The 16,593-nt window shown below is 64.8% G+C and carries 19 protein-coding genes and 1 rRNA gene; 19 read left to right on the top strand and 1 reads right to left on the bottom strand.

What is annotated here, in order from left to right:
- From rrf to IEV56_RS10225, 19 genes are all read left to right on the top strand, one after another.
- Nucleotides 1–76 (top strand): 5S ribosomal RNA (rrf, locus tag IEV56_RS10710); the annotation flags it as partial.
- 86 nt (nt 77–162) lie between these two features.
- Complete coding sequence (locus IEV56_RS10310) at nt 163–609, top strand: ATP synthase subunit I (protein WP_188450285.1); 447 nt, start codon at nt 163–165, stop codon at nt 607–609.
- Between the two features lie 28 nt (nt 610–637).
- Nucleotides 638–1,435: a F0F1 ATP synthase subunit A gene (gene atpB / locus IEV56_RS10305; protein WP_188450284.1), complete on the top strand. Its 798-nt coding sequence runs from the start codon at nt 638–640 to the stop codon at nt 1,433–1,435.
- Between the two features lie 61 nt (nt 1,436–1,496).
- Nucleotides 1,497–1,778: a F0F1 ATP synthase subunit C gene (gene atpE / locus IEV56_RS10300; RefSeq protein WP_188450283.1), complete on the top strand. Its 282-nt coding sequence runs from the start codon at nt 1,497–1,499 to the stop codon at nt 1,776–1,778.
- A gap of 88 nt (nt 1,779–1,866) precedes the next feature.
- The gene (locus tag IEV56_RS10295; RefSeq protein WP_188450282.1) at nt 1,867–2,337 is read left to right on the top strand and encodes a F0F1 ATP synthase subunit B; all 471 of its coding nucleotides are present in this window, start codon (nt 1,867–1,869) and stop codon (nt 2,335–2,337) included.
- A gap of 12 nt (nt 2,338–2,349) precedes the next feature.
- Nucleotides 2,350–2,877 (top strand): F0F1 ATP synthase subunit delta, encoded by a 528-nt coding sequence (locus IEV56_RS10290; protein ID WP_188450281.1) that lies wholly within the window; start codon nt 2,350–2,352, stop codon nt 2,875–2,877.
- Nucleotides 2,878–2,919: 42 nt separating this feature from the next.
- Nucleotides 2,920–4,464, top strand: a complete 1,545-nt coding sequence (gene atpA / locus IEV56_RS10285) for a F0F1 ATP synthase subunit alpha (RefSeq protein ID WP_188450280.1) — start codon at nt 2,920–2,922, stop codon at nt 4,462–4,464.
- A gap of 53 nt (nt 4,465–4,517) precedes the next feature.
- Complete coding sequence (gene atpG / locus IEV56_RS10280; RefSeq protein ID WP_188450279.1) at nt 4,518–5,381, top strand: F0F1 ATP synthase subunit gamma; 864 nt, start codon at nt 4,518–4,520, stop codon at nt 5,379–5,381.
- A 48-nt stretch (nt 5,382–5,429) separates the two neighbouring features.
- The gene (atpD, locus tag IEV56_RS10275; RefSeq protein ID WP_188450278.1) at nt 5,430–6,839 is read left to right on the top strand and encodes a F0F1 ATP synthase subunit beta; all 1,410 of its coding nucleotides are present in this window, start codon (nt 5,430–5,432) and stop codon (nt 6,837–6,839) included.
- Nucleotides 6,840–6,852: 13 nt separating this feature from the next.
- Nucleotides 6,853–7,275, top strand: a complete 423-nt coding sequence (locus tag IEV56_RS10270; protein ID WP_188450277.1) for a F0F1 ATP synthase subunit epsilon — start codon at nt 6,853–6,855, stop codon at nt 7,273–7,275.
- A gap of 96 nt (nt 7,276–7,371) precedes the next feature.
- A complete protein-coding gene (gene glmU / locus IEV56_RS10265) occupies nt 7,372–8,745 on the top strand; it encodes a bifunctional UDP-N-acetylglucosamine diphosphorylase/glucosamine-1-phosphate N-acetyltransferase GlmU (RefSeq protein WP_188450276.1) in 1,374 nt (457 codons plus the stop codon).
- Between the two features lie 15 nt (nt 8,746–8,760).
- Nucleotides 8,761–10,587, top strand: coding sequence for a glutamine--fructose-6-phosphate transaminase (isomerizing) (gene glmS / locus IEV56_RS10260; protein ID WP_188450275.1), 1,827 nt, complete (start codon nt 8,761–8,763; stop codon nt 10,585–10,587).
- Nucleotides 10,588–10,632: 45 nt separating this feature from the next.
- A complete protein-coding gene (locus IEV56_RS10255; protein WP_188450274.1) occupies nt 10,633–11,271 on the top strand; it encodes a sulfotransferase family protein in 639 nt (212 codons plus the stop codon).
- A gap of 69 nt (nt 11,272–11,340) precedes the next feature.
- Entirely contained in the window at nt 11,341–11,715 is a 375-nt protein-coding gene (locus tag IEV56_RS10250; RefSeq protein ID WP_308419401.1) for an ArsR/SmtB family transcription factor, read from the top strand.
- Nucleotides 11,694–12,740 carry an ACR3 family arsenite efflux transporter gene (gene arsB / locus IEV56_RS10245; protein ID WP_229730251.1) on the top strand — a complete coding sequence of 349 codons (1,047 nt, stop codon included), beginning with the start codon at nt 11,694–11,696 and terminating at the stop codon, nt 12,738–12,740. Before IEV56_RS10250 ends, arsB begins: the two co-directional genes overlap by 22 nt.
- Before the next feature lie 14 nt (nt 12,741–12,754).
- Nucleotides 12,755–13,174, top strand: coding sequence for an OsmC family protein (locus IEV56_RS10240; protein ID WP_188450272.1), 420 nt, complete (start codon nt 12,755–12,757; stop codon nt 13,172–13,174).
- Nucleotides 13,175–13,256: 82 nt separating this feature from the next.
- Nucleotides 13,257–14,270, top strand: coding sequence for an ArsJ-associated glyceraldehyde-3-phosphate dehydrogenase (locus IEV56_RS10235; protein WP_188450271.1), 1,014 nt, complete (start codon nt 13,257–13,259; stop codon nt 14,268–14,270).
- A gap of 1 nt (nt 14,271) precedes the next feature.
- Nucleotides 14,272–15,492 (top strand): organoarsenical effux MFS transporter ArsJ, encoded by a 1,221-nt coding sequence (gene arsJ, locus IEV56_RS10230; protein WP_188450270.1) that lies wholly within the window; start codon nt 14,272–14,274, stop codon nt 15,490–15,492.
- 13 nt (nt 15,493–15,505) lie between these two features.
- Complete coding sequence (locus IEV56_RS10225) at nt 15,506–16,084, top strand: LOG family protein (protein ID WP_188450269.1); 579 nt, start codon at nt 15,506–15,508, stop codon at nt 16,082–16,084.
- A gap of 7 nt (nt 16,085–16,091) precedes the next feature.
- Here IEV56_RS10225 and IEV56_RS10220 read toward each other — a convergent pair whose 3' ends face one another.
- Nucleotides 16,092–16,574, bottom strand: coding sequence for a GAF domain-containing protein (locus IEV56_RS10220; RefSeq protein ID WP_188450268.1), 483 nt, complete (start codon nt 16,572–16,574; stop codon nt 16,092–16,094).
- Between the last annotated feature and the right edge of the window lie 19 nt (nt 16,575–16,593).

Genomic DNA, 16,593 nt, shown 5'->3' with positions numbered 1-16,593 from the left:
TCCCGAACTCGGAAGTGAAACGCAACTGCGCCGATGGTAGTGTGTGCATACATGCAAGAGTAGGTCATCGCCAGGGTCTTTACCCCAAAACCCCAGCCCCAAAAGGCTGGGGTTTTTTATTGCGCCCAATCGCGCAAACGGCGGAAAATCACGCAATTTTCGATGGCAAAAACCGCCTTCTGTTGGTACAATACCGCGGCTTCTGGGCGCTTTTGCCCGCAACCGGCGCCCGGGGTCTGGAACGTGCGGAACACTACAACGGCCGGACAACAACTCGCGCTCAGGACCGTTGCGGTCCAGGTCGCGGTGGTCGGTGTGCTGGCGGCGTGTTTCCTGCCGGTCGGCGGGCGTGCGGCGGCAGCCGTGCTGTTGGGCGGCGTAGCCATCCTCGTGTCATCGTGGACGGCGGCCCGGGTGACCTTCACCGGGCGTGCGCAGTCGGCCGAAAGCGCGTTGCTGAGGCTGATCGCCGGCATGCTGTTGAAGTGGTTTGTGGTAATCGCGGTTTTGTTGCTCGGAACCCTGTCGTTGAAGCTGGCGCCGCTGTATGTCCTGATCGGGCTCGTGGTCGGCCTCTTGGCGCAGTTCCTGGTAGCAATGAAACGTTAACCGAATTTGATTTGAGTGGAATTAAGCCATGGCGTCCGAACAAGCCCTTACCCCCACCAATTACATCCAGCACCACCTGAAGAACCTCACCGTGCAGGTCCAGGACGGCGGCTTCTGGACGCTGCACGTCGACACCATCGTGACCTCGGTGCTGATGGGTCTGTTGATCGTGTTCGCGTTCTGGCTGGCCACCCGCAAGGCCACGTCCGGCGTGCCGGGCAAATGGCAGGCCTTCGTCGAGATCTGCCTGGAGTTCGTCGACAAGCAGGCGCGCGATACTTATCACGGCCCGAGCAAGTTGGTCACCCCGATCGCGATCACCCTGTTCTTCTGGATCCTGATGATGAACATGCTGAAGATGATTCCGGCCGACTTCATCGCCAAACCGCTGGAGCTGGTCGGCGTGCATTACTGGAAACCGGTGCCGACCGCGGACGTCAACGCCACCCTCGGCCTGTCGATCAGCGTGTTCTTCCTGATGATCTTCTTCGCCCTGCGCAGCAAGGGTCTGGGCGGCTTCACCCATGAATTCCTGACCGCGCCGTTCGGCAAGTGGATGCTGCCGTTCAACCTCATCCTGAACATCGTCGAATGGGTCAGCAAGCCGGTATCCCTGGCGATGCGACTGTTCGGCAACATGTTCGGCGGCGAGATCGTGTTCCTGCTGATCTGGGTGCTCGGCGGCGCCAGCGTGTTCGGCATGCTGGCCGGCGGCGTGTTCGGCCTGGGCTGGATGCTGTTCCACCTGCTGGTGATTCCGTTGCAGGCCTTCATTTTCATGATGCTGTCGATCGTGTACCTGAGTCTGTCGGAAGACAGCCACTGATTTTTGATTTTCCGTTCCACTTTTCCTTTCAACCGTTCTTGATTTCAATCTGGAGATAACCATGGAAACCCTCGTTCAACTCGCCCAAGTCCAATCCAGCACCGCCCTGGCCATCGGCATCATGATCGGTCTGGCCGCGCTCGGCGCCGGTCTCGGCCTGGCCCTGATGGCCGGCAAGTTCCTGGAGTCGGCCGCCCGTCAACCGGAACTGATTCCGGTGCTGCAGGTCCGCATGTTCATCACCGCCGGCCTGATCGACGCTGCGTTCATCATCACCGTCGCTATCGCCCTGCTGCTGGCCTTCACCAACCCGCTGGCCACCGCGTTCGTTCCCGCCGCCTGATGCCTGATCCGCGGACCGGTGCGCCGGTCCGCGTCCGGACGATACGGGCACTCCGTGCCTAAACCTGAACTTTTCAGAGCGTATTGAAATGAATATCGGTCTTACCCTTTTAGCCCAGGCGCTGGCGTTCGCCGGTTTGATCTGGATCATCGCGACCAAGATCTGGCCGCCGCTTCTGGCCGCAATCGAGGAGCGTCAGGCCAAGATCGCCGAAGGCCTCGCCGCCGCCGACCGCAGCAAGAAAGACCTGGCCTCGGCCGAAGAGAAGGTCAATGAAGTGCTGCGCGAAGCCCGCGCCAAGGCCAACGAGATCATCGCCCAGGCCGAAGCCCGCAAGGCCCAGATCATCGATGCCGCCAAGGACGAAGCGTTGGCCGAAGGCAACCGCCTGAAAGCCGCCGCCCAGGCCGAGATCGAGCAGTCGGCCGCCAAGGCCCGCGAAGACCTGCGCAAGCAGGTGTCCGCCCTGGCCGTGGCCGGTGCCGAGAAGCTGATCCGCCGCGAAATCGACGGCAACGCCCACAAGGCCTTGCTGGACGAGCTGGCTGCCGAGATCTAAGGCCCGACGACCATGAGCCAAGCCATCACTCTCGCCCGTCCCTACGCCCGCGCCCTGTTCCTGATCGCGAAAGAGTCCGGCCAGTTCCCGGCGTTCTCGGAAGCGCTCGGCTTCTCGGCCCGCGCCGCCGCCGAACCGGCCGTACAGGCCCTGTTCGGCGATCCGCGCGTCGCCGCCGGCACGCTGCAGGAGCTGCTGACGCATCCGGCCGCACCGGCCGCGTTCGGCCCGTTCCTGGCCACGCTGGCCGAGAACGGCCGCCTGGCCCTTTTGCCGGAAGTGTCGGCCTTGTTCGAACAGTTGCGCGCCGAGAGCGAGCGGGTGGTCAAAGCCACCATCACCTCCGCCACCGAACTCTCGGACGCCGAACTGCAGAACATCGTGCAGGCGCTGAAGAAGCGCTTCGGACGCGAGGTCGCGGTGCAGACCGCGGTCGATGCCGGGCTGATCGGCGGCGCCGTGATCGACGCCGGCGACGTGGTCATCGACGGTTCGCTGCGCAGCAAGCTGGCCCGCCTGAACGCAAGCCTCGCCCATTAATTTCATTCAACCTCTGGTTCAACCCAGATACTAGGAATTCCCATGAAGACGCTCAATCCGTCCGAAATCAGTGAACTGATCAAGAGCCGCATCGAAAAGGTCAGCCTCGCCTCCGAAGCCCGCAACGAAGGCACCGTGACCTCCGTGTCCGACGGCATCGTGCGCATCCACGGTCTGGCCGACGTGATGCAGGGTGAAATGATCGAGCTGCCGAACAGCACCTACGCGCTCGCGCTGAACCTGGAGCGCGACTCGGTCGGCGCCGTGGTGCTGGGCGACTACGAGCACCTGCTGGAAGGCAACGTGGCCAAGACCACCGGCCGCATCCTGGAAGTGCCGGTCGGTCCCGAACTGCTGGGCCGCGTGGTCAACGCGCTGGGCGAGCCGATCGACGGCAAGGGCCCGATCAACGCCTCGCTGACCGCGCCGGTGGAGAAAGTGGCTCCGGGCGTGATCTGGCGCAAGTCGGTGTCGCAGCCGGTGCAGACCGGTTACAAGTCGGTCGACGCCATGATTCCGGTCGGCCGCGGCCAGCGCGAGCTGGTGATCGGCGACCGCCAGACCGGCAAGACCGCCCTGGCCATCGACGCCATCATCAACCAGAAGGGCACCGGCGTTAAGTGCATCTACGTCGCGATCGGCCAGAAGGCCTCCTCGATCGCCAACGTCGTGCGCCGCCTGGAAGAAAACGGCGCGCTGGCCCACACCATCGTGGTCGCCGCCACCGCGTCCGAATCGGCCGCCATGCAGTACATCTCGGCCTACTCCGGCTGCACCATGGGCGAATACTTCCGCGACCGCGGCGAAGACGCGCTGATCGTGTACGACGACCTGTCCAAGCAGGCCGTGGCCTATCGCCAGATCTCGCTGCTGCTGCGCCGTCCGCCGGGCCGCGAAGCCTATCCTGGCGACGTGTTCTATCTGCACTCGCGCCTGCTGGAACGCGCCGCCCGCGTCAACGAAGAGTACGTCGAGAAGTTCACCAACGGCGCCGTCAAGGGCAAGACCGGCTCGCTGACCGCGCTGCCGATCATCGAAACCCAGGCCGGCGACGTCTCGGCGTTCGTGCCGACCAACGTGATCTCGATCACCGACGGCCAGATCTTCCTGGAAACCGACCTGTTCAACGCCGGCATCCGTCCGGCCGTGAACGCCGGCATCTCGGTGTCCCGCGTCGGCGGCGCCGCGCAGACCAACATCATGAAGAAGCTGTCGGGCGGCATCCGCATCTCGCTGGCCCAGTACCGTGAGCTGGCGGCGTTCGCGCAGTTCGCCTCGGACCTCGACGAAGCCACCCGCAAGCAGCTGGAGCGCGGCCAACGCGTGACCGAGCTGATGAAGCAGAAGCAGTACGCGCCGATGTCGATCGCGCAGATGGCGCTGTCGATCTACGCCGCCAACGAAGGCTACCTGGACGACGTGCCGCTGGCCCAGATTCTGGCGTTCGAAGCCGGCCTGCACGCGCACCTGGCCAACAACTACGGCGAGCTGGAGAAGAACATCGTGGCCACCGGCGCCTGGGACAAGGACATCGAGGCGAAGTTCAAGCAGATCGTCTCCGAGTTCAAGACCACCGGCAGCTGGTGATGCATCCGGGCGCCTCCGGGCGCCCGTAACCCCTTAGCGATAGCGAGAAAGACATGGCAGGCGGACGCGAAATCAAGACCAAGATCAAGAGCGTGCAGAACACCCGCAAGGTGACGCGCGCGCTGGAGATGGTCTCAGCCTCTAAAATCCGCAAGGCACAGGACCGCATGAAGGCATCGCGCCCGTACGCGCGCATGATGCGTCAGATCGTCGGTCACGTGGCCAAGGCGAACACCGACTACGTGCATCCGTTCATGGCCGAGCGCGCCGAGATCAAGCGCATCGGCTATGTCGTGATCTCCACCGACCGCGGCCTGTGCGGCGGCCTGAACTCGCAGATGTTCCGCCGCATCCTGGCCGACATGCGCGAATGGCAGGGCAAGGGCGTCGAGATCGACATCGTCTGCGTCGGCCAGAAGGCGTCCACCTTCTTCCGCCGCCTGAAGGTCAACATGCTCGGCTCGGTCACCCATCTGGGCGAACAGCCGCAGGTCGAGCAGCTGATCGGCGTGATCAAGGTCATGCTGGACGGCTTCGAGGCCGGCAACTTGGACCGCGTGTTCCTGTGCTACAACGACTTCATCAACACCATGAGCCAGAAGCCGGTGCAGGACCAATTGCTGCCGCTGCCGGCCAGCCAGACGCTGGACGCCAAGCACAGCTGGGATTACATCTACGAACCGGACGCGCACGGCGTGCTCGACCACGTCATCACCCGCTACATCGAGTCGCTGGTGTACCAGGCCGTGCTCGAGAACCTGGCGTCCGAACACGCCGCCCGCATGGTCGCGATGAAGTCGGCCTCCGACAACGCCACCAAGCTGATCGGCACCCTGAACCTGATCTACAACAAGGCCCGCCAGGCCGCGATCACCCAGGAAATCTCCGAGATCGTCGGCGGCGCCGCGGCGGTCTGATCGCACCCCATTCACGAATGACAGATTTGACTTTTTGAGGATAACCCTATGAGCCAAGGCAAGATCGTCCAAATCATCGGCGCTGTGGTCGACGTCGAGTTCAACCGCAACGAAGTGCCCAAGGTGTACGACGCCTTGAAGGTCGACAACACCGAGATCACCCTGGAAGTCCAGCAGCAGCTGGGCGACGGCGTGGTGCGCTGCATCGCGCTCGGTTCGACCGACGGCCTGAAGCGCAATCTGGTCGCCACCAACACCGGCCGCGCCATCGCGGTGCCGGTCGGCACCGGCACTCTGGGTCGCATCATGGACGTGCTCGGCACCCCGATCGACGAAGCCGGTCCGGTGCAGGCGTCCGACCATTGGGAAATCCACCGCGCGGCCCCGTCGTACGAAGAGCAGAGCTCGGCCAACGAACTGCTGGAGACCGGCATCAAGGTGATCGACCTGATGTGCCCGTTCGCCAAGGGCGGCAAGGTCGGCCTGTTCGGCGGCGCCGGCGTCGGCAAGACCGTGAACATGATGGAACTGATCAACAACATCGCCAAGCAGCACTCGGGCCTGTCGGTGTTCGCCGGCGTGGGCGAACGCACCCGCGAAGGCAACGACTTCTACCACGAGATGAAGGACTCCAACGTCCTCGACAAAGTGGCGATGGTGTACGGCCAGATGAACGAGCCGCCGGGCAACCGCCTGCGCGTGGCGCTGACCGGCCTGACCATGGCCGAATACTTCCGCGACGACAAGGATCCGGCCACCGGCAAGGGCCGCGACGTGCTGCTGTTCGTCGACAACATCTACCGCTACACCCTGGCCGGCACCGAAGTGTCCGCGCTGCTGGGCCGCATGCCGTCGGCGGTGGGCTACCAGCCGACCCTGGCCGAGGAAATGGGCGTCCTGCAGGAGCGCATCACCTCGACCAAGACCGGCTCGATCACCTCGATCCAGGCCGTGTACGTGCCCGCGGACGACCTGACCGACCCGTCGCCGGCCACCACCTTCGCCCACTTGGACGCCACCGTGGTGCTGTCGCGCAACATCGCCTCGCTCGGTATCTACCCGGCGGTCGACCCGCTGGACTCGACCTCGCGCCAGCTGGACCCGAACGTGATCGGCACCGAGCACTACGAGACCGCCCGCCGCGTGCAGGCCACCCTGCAGAAGTACAAGGAACTGAAGGACATCATCGCCATCCTGGGCATGGACGAACTGTCGGAAGAAGACAAGCAGGCCGTGTCGCGCGCCCGCAAGATCGAGCGCTTCTTCTCGCAGCCGTTCCACGTGGCGGAAGTGTTCACCGGTTCGCCGGGCAAGTACGTCAGCCTGAAGGAAACCATCCGCGGCTTCAAGATGATCTGCGACGGCGAGTGCGACGACCTGCCGGAACAGGCCTTCTACATGGTCGGCGGCATCGACGAAGCCATCGAGAAAGCCAAGAAACTGAGCGCCGCCGCCTGATCCCGGAGCAGACATGACTAGCATTCGTTGTGACATCGTCAGTGCCGAAAACGAGCTGTTCAGCGGCTCGGTGCGGATGGTGGTGGTCACCGGTGAGATGGGCGAGCTCGGCATCGCGCCGCAGCACGCCCCGCTGATCACCCGCATCAAGCCCGGCTACGTCCGGGTGACGCTGGAAAACGGCGAGAACCAGGAGTTCTACGTGTCCGGCGGCATCCTCGAGGTCCAGCCGCAGCTGGTCTCGGTGCTGGCCGACACCGCCGTGCGCGCCGCCGATCTGGACGAAGCCAAGGCCAAGCTGGCCAAGGAAGAGGCCGAACGCGTGCTGGCCAACCGCTCCGAGGCGATGGAGATCGCCGAGGCCCAGGCCAGACTGGCCGAGGCCATGGCGCAGCTGCAGGCGCTGGAGCGGCTCCGCAAGAACCTCAAGCACTGATACCGAAAAGCCGGCGCAAGCCGGCTTTTTTGTCGGACTTTTTCGGGTATCCAGCCGCCGGCCGCTCGGGCATAATAATCCGGAAACGGAGACCGCATGAGCAAACCCCTACACGTCGTGATCCTGGCCGCCGGCGAAGGCAAGCGGATGAAGTCCACGCGCCCGAAGGTGTTGCAGCGCATCGCCGGCCGGCCGATGCTCGGTCATGTCATCGAGCGCGCCCGAGGCTTGGGCGCCGCCGGCATCCACGTGGTGTACGGCCACGGTGGCGCGCAAGTGCGCGCCGAATTCGCCGACCAGGCGGATCTGCACTGGGCCGAACAGGCGCAGCAGTTCGGCACCGGCCATGCCGTGCAGCAGGCCATGCCCGGCGTTCCGGATGATGCCCGGGTGCTGGTGCTGTACGCCGACGTGCCGTTGATCACCGAAGCGACCCTGCACCACCTGTTGGCGGCCGCCGGCGAGGGCACCGCGGTGCTGACCGAAACTCTCGACGATCCGACCGGCTACGGCCGCGTGCTGACCGATGCCGCCGGCCGCGTACAGGCCATCGTTGAACAGAAGGACGCCGACGAGGCCCAGCGCGCGGTGACGCGCATCAACACCGGCGTGGTCTGCGCCGCCGCCGCCGACCTGCGCCGCTGGTTGGCCGGGCTGGGCAACGACAATGCCCAGGGCGAGTATTACCTGACCGACATCTTCGCCATGGCCGCGGCCGAAGGCCGGCCGGCGATGGCCGCCGGCTGCCTGAGCCGGGGCGAAGCCGACGGCGCCAACGACCCGCTGCAACTGGCCGCGCTCGAGCGCCGCTTCCAGCGCCGCCAGGCCGAGGCGCTGATGCGCGAGGGCGTGCGTCTGGCCGATCCGGCGCGGCTGGATGTGCGCGGTACGGTCAGCGTCGGCACGGATGTCGAAATCGACGTCGACGTGGTGCTGGAGGGCCGCGTGGTGCTGCATGACGGCGTGCGCATCGGTCCGTTCTGCCGGCTGAAGGACGTCGAGCTCGGCGCCGGCACGGTGGTGCACGCGCATTGCGACATGGACGGCGTCGCCGCCGGAGCCGGCTGCACGCTCGGCCCGTTCGCGCGTCTGCGGCCGGGCACCGAACTGGCCGAGGGCGTGCATATCGGCAATTTCGTGGAAGCCAAGAAAGCGCGCCTGGGCAAGGGTTCGAAAGCCAACCACCTGAGCTACCTGGGCGACGCCGTGCTCGGCGCCAAGGTCAACGTCGGCGCCGGCACCATCACCTGCAACTACGACGGCGTCAACAAATCGACGACCGAGATCGGCGACGGCGCCTTCATCGGCTCCAACTCCTCGCTGGTCGCGCCGCTGCGCATCGGCGCCGGCGCCACCATCGGCGCCGGTTCGGTCATCACCAAGGACGCCCCGGCCGACGCGCTGACGGTGGCGCGCGGCAAACAACTCACCCTGAGCGGCTGGCAGCGGCCGGTCAAGAAAACGGATTAACGGAAAGGATCTTCTATGTGCGGTATCGTCGGCGCCGTGGCGCAGCGTGATGTGGTGCATTTCCTGGTCGACGGCCTGAAGCGCCTCGAATACCGGGGCTACGACTCGGCCGGCATCGCCGTGCTCGCGGACGAAATCCGGCGCGTGCGCCGCACCGGCCGCGTGGCCGAAATGGAAGCCGCGGCCGCGGCCGAGTCGCTGACCGGCCACGTCGGCATCGGCCACACCCGCTGGGCCACGCACGGCGGCGTCACCGAGAGCAACGCGCACCCGCACATCAGCTCCGGCGAGCTGGCTCTGGTGCACAACGGCATCATCGAGAACCACGAAGCCCAGCGCGAACGCCTGCGCGGCCTGGGCTACCGGTTCGAATCGCAGACCGACACCGAGGTCATCGCGCACCTGATCCGCCATTATTACGACGACAGCCACGACCTGCTGTCCGCCACCCAACGCGCGGTCAAGGAACTGGAAGGCGCCTACGCCATCGCCGTCATCCACAAGGCCGAACCCGGCCGGCTGATCGCGGCGCGCATGGGCTGTCCGTTGCTGGTCGGCCTGGGCGGCGGCGAGAACTTCATCGCCTCCGACGTCTCGGCCGTGCTGTCGGCCACCCGTGACGTGATCTTCCTGGAGGAGGGCGATGTCGCCGACGTGTCGCTGGCCGGCGTGCAGGTGTACGACGCCGACGGCGCCGAGGTCGAACGCGCCGTGCACCGTTCCGACGTCTCGCTGGCCTCGATGGAGCTCGGACCGTACAGCCATTTCATGCAGAAGGAGATCCACGAGCAGCCGCGGGCCCTGGCCGACACCATCGAGCCGGTGATGATCGACGGCTTCTCGCCGGCCCTGTTCGGCCCCGACGCCGCCGGTCTGTTGGCCGACGTGCGTTCGGTGCAGATCCTGGCCTGCGGCACCAGCTACTATGCCGGTCTGACCGCGCGTTACTGGGTCGAGGCCATCGCCGGCCTGCCGTGCAGCGTCGAGATCGCCAGCGAATACCGCTACCGCGACGCCGTGGCCGACCCCAAGCAGCTGATCGTCACCATCTCGCAGTCCGGCGAGACGCTGGACACCATGGAGGCGCTGAAGTACGCCAAGTCGCTCGGCCAGGACAAGACCCTGTCGATCTGCAACGTGCCGGAAAGCGCCATTCCGCGCGCCAGCCGCATGGTGTTCTACACCCGCGCCGGCGCCGAGATCGGCGTGGCGTCCACCAAAGCGTTCACCACCCAGCTGATCGCCCTGTTCGCGCTGACCGGCACCCTGGCCAAGCTCAACGGCCGCCTGGACACCGAGAAGGAAGCCGCCATGCTGCAGGACCTGCGTCTGCTGCCAGGCAGCGTGCAGGCGGCGCTGAACCTGGAGCCGCAGGTCACCGCCTGGGCCAATCTGTTCGCGCCCAAGCAGCACGCACTGTTCCTCGGCCGCGGCCTGCATTACCCGATCGCGCTGGAAGGCGCGCTCAAGCTCAAGGAGATCTCCTATATCCACGCAGAGGCCTATCCGGCCGGCGAGCTCAAGCACGGCCCGCTGGCGCTGGTCGACGAAGCCATGCCGGTGGTGGTGATCGCGCCGAACGACGCGTTGCTGGAGAAGGTGAAATCCAACATCCAGGAAGTGCGCGCGCGCGGCGGCGAGATGTTCGTGTTCGCCGACGCCGACAGCCACTTCAGCGAATCCGAAGGCGTGCACGTGATCCGCACGCCGCGCCATGTCGGCCTGCTCAGCCCGGTGGTGCACGCCATTCCGGTGCAGATCCTGGCCTACCACGCCGCGCTGGCCAAGGGCACCGACGTCGACAAGCCGCGCAACCTGGCCAAGTCGGTGACGGTGGAGTGATGCGCCGGCGTAGCCAGCCACGCGGCTGACCGTCCGGACGGGCGCATGAAGGCGGGTAAAGTCATCGGCCTCGGTCTGAACAAGACCGGCACCACCACCTTGGCCCGTTGCCTCGCGATCCTAGGTTATCAGCGGCCGCTGTCCTGTCGGCCGGACCTGCTGGCCGCATACCGACGCGGGCAGATCGAGCCGGTGCTGGACGCGATCGAAGACTGCGGCTACTGCGAGGATTGGCCGTATCCGCTGATGTACCGCGAGATCTTCGAGCGCTTCGGCGACCGTGCGCGGTATGTGCTGACGCGGCGCCGGGACGCCGGCCGTTGGCTCGACAGCCTGAAGCGCCACGCGTTGCGGACGAATCCGGACCGGAATTGCCGGCGCTTGGCGTATGGTTACGATTATCCGCATGGCGCGGAGGCGCATCATCTGCGCCTCTACGAACAACACAACCGCGAGGTCGTCGAGTTCTTCGAGCGGCGCGGCGCCCGGCATCTGCTGTTGGAGGTGTCGTGGGACGCCGACGACGGCTGGCAGGCGCTGTGCGGCTTCCTCGGCGAGCCGATTCCGGATGCGGCGTTTCCGCACGAGAACAAAGGGGAAGTGCCGATTCCGGCCCATATCGAGGCGGAAAACCGGCGTCGGATCGCGCTTCAGCTCGAGCGGCTGGCTCCCGCTGACAAATGAGCGTCTTGACTGGATAGGTCTGCTGGTCTTGAGGTTGTATTTTATTTCCATTATTATGGAAATATGGAAATGAATGATGCGGTTACCCAGCTTTCAGCCCTTGGCAATGCATCCCGCTTGGCGATTTTTCGCCTGTTGGTGCAGGCCGGGCCGGATGGCCTGAGCGCCGGGTTGATTGCCGAGCGCCTGCAACTGGCACCGGCCACACTTTCATTCCATCTGGCCAACCTGAGCCGAGCAAGTCTGCTCCGTAGCCGTCAGGAAAGTCGCTACATCCATTACGCCGTGGATTTCATGGCCGTAGATGCGCTGGTGGCGTATCTGGTTGAGGACTGCTGTCAAGGCGCGGATTGCCTCCCTGCGACGGCTGCCGCCCGCGAAAAGATCTGCATCGATCGAGCGGTCTCCACAGATCCCGCCAAATGCGCCATAAGGTCGAAATGATGGGAGTATTCGAGCGTTATCTCAGCCTTTGGGTCGCGTTGGCCATTGTGGCGGGTGTGGTGTTGGGCAAGGCGGCGCCGGATTTGTTTTCGGCCATCGCCGAATTCGAACATGCGCATGTAAATTTCGCAGTGGCCGCCCTGATCTGGTTCATGATCTATCCGATGATGGTGCAGATCGAGTTTTCCAGCCTGACGCAAGTCAGGAAAAATCCGAATGGATTGTGGCTGACGCTTGCGGTCAACTGGCTGGTGAAGCCGTTCAGCATGGCTGCGTTAGGCGTACTGTTCTTCAAGTACGTGTTCGCCGGTCTGGTCGATCCGGCATCGGCTTCGGAATACATCGCGGGCATGATTCTGCTTGGCGTGGCGCCCTGCACCGCGATGGTGTTCGTCTGGAGTCAGTTGGTGAAGGGCGATCTCAACTACACCCTGGTTCAGGTGTCGCTTAACGACATCATCATGGTGTTCGCGTTCGCGCCGATTGCGGCGCTTCTGCTCGGTGTCGGCGACATCGAAGTGCCGTGGGCGACGCTCCTGCTGTCGACCGTGCTATATGTCATGCTGCCGCTGGTTTCGGGCGTGCTCACGCGCTCCTGGATTTTGTCGCGCGCCGGCCATCCGGGGATGGATCGTTTCGTCGCGCGGCTGAAACCCTATTCGACTGCCGGGCTGTTGGCCACCGTGGTCCTGCTGTTCGCTTTCCAAGCCACGGCGATCCTGGATAAACCGTTCATCATCGCGCTGATCGCCGTGCCGCTTGTCATCCAGTCCTACGGCATCTTCGCCGTCACATTCCTGGCCGCACGCCGTCTGAAGCTGCCGTTTGAAATCGCCGCGCCGGCCTGTTTGATCGGAACCTCGAACTTCTTCGAACTGGCCGTCGCCGTGGCCATCACATTGTTCGGGCTGGATTCCGGAGCGGCATTGGCGACCGTGGTCGGGGTCTTGGTCGAGGTGCCGGTGATGTTGTCCTTGGTCCACATTTCCAACCGAACCCGACATTTGTTTTCCGAATCCGCATGAACGGGAGAGAACCGATGGAACAGAAATCCGCAAAAATGACGTTCGATGTCCGCTCGGTGCGCATTGACGGTCACGGTAGCCGGTCTTACTGCAAGGATGCCGAGATATTGCTCGATACCGACCTTGCCGGGCGGCGCGATGCGTTCAATCCCGCCGAGCTGCTTCTGGCGGCGCTGTCGGCCTGCATGATCAAGGGTATCGAGCGGGTCACGCCGATACTCGGTTTCCGCCTGCGCGGAATAGAGGTTCGCATTCATGGCGTCCGCCAGGACGCGCCGCCGTTGCTGGAGTCGGTTTCCTACGAGATTCTGGTCGATACCGACGAAAGCGACCATAGGCTCGAATTGCTGCACGAGAACGTGAAGAAGTATGGGACGGTGTTCAATACCGTGTCTCCCGGCACGCAGCTGAGCGGTCGGATGTCGCGCAAATAATTCGATCTCCCATTCGTCCGGGCGTCATGGGCCTGTCATATTCGCGAACTACTATGGATTTCATTTTCAGAGGATCTTTTTTATGGGAATTCGTATCGGCATCAACGGATTCGGCCGCATCGGCCGCCTGGTCATGCGCGCCGCCGCCGGCCATCCGGATATCCGCATCGTGCGCATCAACGACCCGGCCGGCGATGCCGCCACCTTGGCGCACCTGCTGAACTTCGATTCCGTGCATGGCCGCTGGCAGCGCGAGGCGCTGGCAGAAGACGATGCGCTCGTGGTGGACGGCCAGCGTACCGCGCTCAGCGGCAACAAAGCCATCGCCGATACCGACTGGTCGGACTGCGATGTGGTGATCGAAGCGTCGGGGAAAATGAAAACCAAATCCGTGCTGGAGGCTTATCTGGCGCAGGGCGTGAAGCGCGTGGTGGTCACCGCGCCGGTCAAGGAGGCCGGCGTGCTGAACGTGGTGATGGGCGTCAACGACGGCGCCTATGATCCGGCCACGCACCGCATCGTCACCGCCGCGTCCTGCACCACCAATTGCCTGGCGCCGGTGGTGAAGGTGATCCACGAATCGCTCGGCATCGTGCGCGGCTCGATCACCACCATCCACGACCTGACCAACACCCAGTCCATCCTCGACACCCCGCACAAGGACCTGCGCCGGGCGCGTGCCAGCGGCCTGAACCTGATTCCCACCACCACCGGTTCGGCCACCGCCATCACGCACATCTTTCCGGAGCTGAAGGGCAGGCTCGACGGCCACGCCGTGCGCGTGCCGCTGGCCAACGCCTCACTGACCGATTGCGTGTTCGAAACCGCGCGCGCCACCACGGTCGAGGAAGTGAACGGTTTGTTGAAAGCCGCCGCCGACGGCCCGCTCAAGGACATCCTCGGTTTCGAGATGCGGCCGCTGGTATCGAGCGATTACCGCACCGATCCGCGCTCGAGCATCGTCGACGGCCTGTCGACCTTGGTGGTCGATGGCAGTCATGTGAAGATCTACGCCTGGTACGACAACGAATGGGGCTACGCCAACCGCACGCTGGAACTGGCCTTGAAGGTCGGCCGCATGGACCGCGCGGCCTGACATGTCCTTGCGCGCGCTCGACGCCGAGGTAAAGCAATACCTGACGGTGACCGCCAACTACTGGGCGTTCACCCTGACCGATGGCGCGCTGCGCATGCTGGTAGTGCTGCACTTCCACGCGCTCGGCTACAGTCCGCTGCAGATCGCGCTGCTGTTCCTGTTCTACGAAGCGTTCGGCGTGGTCACCAACCTGTTCGGCGGTTGGCTGGGCGCGCGCTGGGGCCTGAACCGCACCATGAACGCCGGCCTGCTGCTGCAGGTGCTGGCGCTGGTCATGCTGCTGGTGCCGGCGGCGCTGCTCACCGTGCCATGGGTGATGGCGGCGCAGGCCATGTCCGGCGTCGCCAAGGACCTGAACAAGATGAGCGCCAAGAGCGGCCTGAAGTTCCTGGGCGCCGGCCATGCGCAGGAGCGGCTGTACCGCTGGGTGGCGCTGCTGACCGGCTCCAAGAACGCGCTCAAAGGCGTCGGCTTTTTCCTCGGCGGCCTGTTGCTGAGCCTGCTCGGTTTTTCCGGCGCGGTCGCGGCCATGGCCGGCGCCCTGTTGCTGGTCTGGCTCGCCAGCCTGGTGCTGCTGCGCCGTGATTTCGGCAAAGCCAAGTCCACGCCGAAGTTCACCGAGCTGCTGTCGGGCAGCCGCGCCGTCAATATCCTGTCGGCCGCGCGTCTGTTCCTGTTCGGCGCCCGCGATGTCTGGTTCGTGGTCGCGCTGCCGGTGTTCCTCGGTACGCAGTTGGGCTGGAGCCATTGGCAGGTCGGTGGCTTCCTCGCCTTGTGGGTGATCGGCTACGGCATCGTGCAGTCGCTGGCGCCCTCGATTACCGGCCGGCAAGGCGCGCCGGTGCCCGACGGCCGCACTGCCCTGCGCTGGGCTTTGCCCTTGGCGGCGGTGCCGGCGCTGATGGCCGTGCTGCTCGCGCGCGGCATCGCGCCTGCGCCGGTGGTGGTGGCCGGATTGGCGCTGTTCGGCGTCTTGTTCGCGGTCAACTCCACCCTGCACAGCTATCTCATCCTCGGCTATGCGCGCGAGGACGGCGCGTCCTTGGACGTCGGCTTCTACTACATGGCCAATGCCTTGGGCCGACTGCTGGGCACCGTGCTGTCCGGTTGGGTCTACCAAGCGCATGGCTTGACGGCCTGCTTGTGGGTCTCGGCCGGCTTGTTGTTGGCGGCGGCCCTTATCTCGCGGGCGCTTCCGCGGCATAATGACGGCTCCGCATAACAGGATTCCCGCCATGCGCATCTGCGTCTACGCCGCTTCCAGCGCGCAAATCCATCCCGAATTCCTGACCGCGGCACATGCGCTCGGCGAGCGTATCGCGCAGGCCGGCCACAGTCTGGTGTACGGCGGCGGTTCCACCGGCCTGATGGGCGCGGTCGCCGACGGCGCATTGAAGCACGGCGGCGAGGTCATCGGCATCCTGCCCAAGTTCATGGCCGACCTGGAGTGGGGCCATCCGGGCCTGACCGAACTGCAGCTGGTGGAGGACATGCGCGAACGCAAGCACCGCCTGCTGACCGATTCCGACGCGGTGGTGGCTCTGCCCGGCGGCTGCGGCACCTTGGAAGAGCTGTTCGAAGCCATCACGCTCAAGCGCCTCGGCATCTATTTCAACCCGATCGTGTTGCTCAACACGCGCGGCTACTACACCGCGCTACAGACCTTCATGCGCCAGGTCATCGACGAGAAGTTCATGAACGCCGAGCACATCGCGATGTGGTCGCTGGTCGATGCGGTGGAGTCGGTGCTGCCGGAAATCGCGGCCACGCCGCGCTGGCGCGAAGACGCGCGCGATTACGCCGTGGTGCGCTGAACCGGAGTCAATCGCTGCCGGCGCAGAACAGCCCGGCGATGCGTTCGAACGCGGCCTGGTCGACGGCGTCGAAGCGGTCCAGCACCGGGCTGTCGATGTCGAGCACGCCGATGACTTCGCCGTCCTTGATCAACGGCACCACCAGTTCCGATTGCGAGGCCGAATCGCAGGCGATGTGGCCGGGGAAGGCATGCACGTCCGGCACCAATTGGGTTTCGCGGCTGGCCGCGGCGGTACCGCAGACGCCCTTGCCGAGCGCGATGCGCACGCAGGCCGGCAGGCCCTGGAACGGACCGACCACCAGCTCGCCGTCTTGCATGAAATAGAAGCCCAGCCAGTTGATGTCGGGCAGGCTGTTGAACAGTAGCGCGCTCAGGTTGGCGGCGTTGGCCACGCGGTGGCGTTCGCCGTGCAGCAGGGCCTGGCACTGGGCGATGAGTTGTTGGTATTGCTCGGCTTTGTCGCCGGAAAGCGGACTGGCGGTGAACATGGCGGTTTCCTCTTGCGTA

Origin of the sequence: Arenimonas maotaiensis (assembly GCF_014638745.1) — a bacterium.
Classification (GTDB): Bacteria; Pseudomonadota; Gammaproteobacteria; order Xanthomonadales; family Xanthomonadaceae; genus Arenimonas; species Arenimonas maotaiensis.
The sequence above is the reverse complement of the archived record's forward strand: the minus strand, read 5'-3'. Positions and strand labels throughout refer to the sequence as shown.

Coding starts and splice junctions, on each gene's coding strand:
- IEV56_RS10310 (WP_188450285.1), top strand. CDS start 163: ATGGCAAAAACCGCCTTCTGTTGGTACAATACCGCGGCTTCTGGGCGC.
- atpB (WP_188450284.1), top strand. CDS start 638: ATGGCGTCCGAACAAGCCCTTACCCCCACCAATTACATCCAGCACCAC.
- atpE (WP_188450283.1), top strand. CDS start 1,497: ATGGAAACCCTCGTTCAACTCGCCCAAGTCCAATCCAGCACCGCCCTG.
- IEV56_RS10295 (WP_188450282.1), top strand. CDS start 1,867: ATGAATATCGGTCTTACCCTTTTAGCCCAGGCGCTGGCGTTCGCCGGT.
- IEV56_RS10290 (WP_188450281.1), top strand. CDS start 2,350: ATGAGCCAAGCCATCACTCTCGCCCGTCCCTACGCCCGCGCCCTGTTC.
- atpA (WP_188450280.1), top strand. CDS start 2,920: ATGAAGACGCTCAATCCGTCCGAAATCAGTGAACTGATCAAGAGCCGC.
- atpG (WP_188450279.1), top strand. CDS start 4,518: ATGGCAGGCGGACGCGAAATCAAGACCAAGATCAAGAGCGTGCAGAAC.
- atpD (WP_188450278.1), top strand. CDS start 5,430: ATGAGCCAAGGCAAGATCGTCCAAATCATCGGCGCTGTGGTCGACGTC.
- IEV56_RS10270 (WP_188450277.1), top strand. CDS start 6,853: ATGACTAGCATTCGTTGTGACATCGTCAGTGCCGAAAACGAGCTGTTC.
- glmU (WP_188450276.1), top strand. CDS start 7,372: ATGAGCAAACCCCTACACGTCGTGATCCTGGCCGCCGGCGAAGGCAAG.
- glmS (WP_188450275.1), top strand. CDS start 8,761: ATGTGCGGTATCGTCGGCGCCGTGGCGCAGCGTGATGTGGTGCATTTC.
- IEV56_RS10255 (WP_188450274.1), top strand. CDS start 10,633: ATGAAGGCGGGTAAAGTCATCGGCCTCGGTCTGAACAAGACCGGCACC.
- IEV56_RS10250 (WP_308419401.1), top strand. CDS start 11,341: ATGAATGATGCGGTTACCCAGCTTTCAGCCCTTGGCAATGCATCCCGC.
- arsB (WP_229730251.1), top strand. CDS start 11,694: ATGCGCCATAAGGTCGAAATGATGGGAGTATTCGAGCGTTATCTCAGC.
- IEV56_RS10240 (WP_188450272.1), top strand. CDS start 12,755: ATGGAACAGAAATCCGCAAAAATGACGTTCGATGTCCGCTCGGTGCGC.
- IEV56_RS10235 (WP_188450271.1), top strand. CDS start 13,257: ATGGGAATTCGTATCGGCATCAACGGATTCGGCCGCATCGGCCGCCTG.
- arsJ (WP_188450270.1), top strand. CDS start 14,272: ATGTCCTTGCGCGCGCTCGACGCCGAGGTAAAGCAATACCTGACGGTG.
- IEV56_RS10225 (WP_188450269.1), top strand. CDS start 15,506: ATGCGCATCTGCGTCTACGCCGCTTCCAGCGCGCAAATCCATCCCGAA.
- IEV56_RS10220 (WP_188450268.1), bottom strand. CDS start 16,574: ATGTTCACCGCCAGTCCGCTTTCCGGCGACAAAGCCGAGCAATACCAA.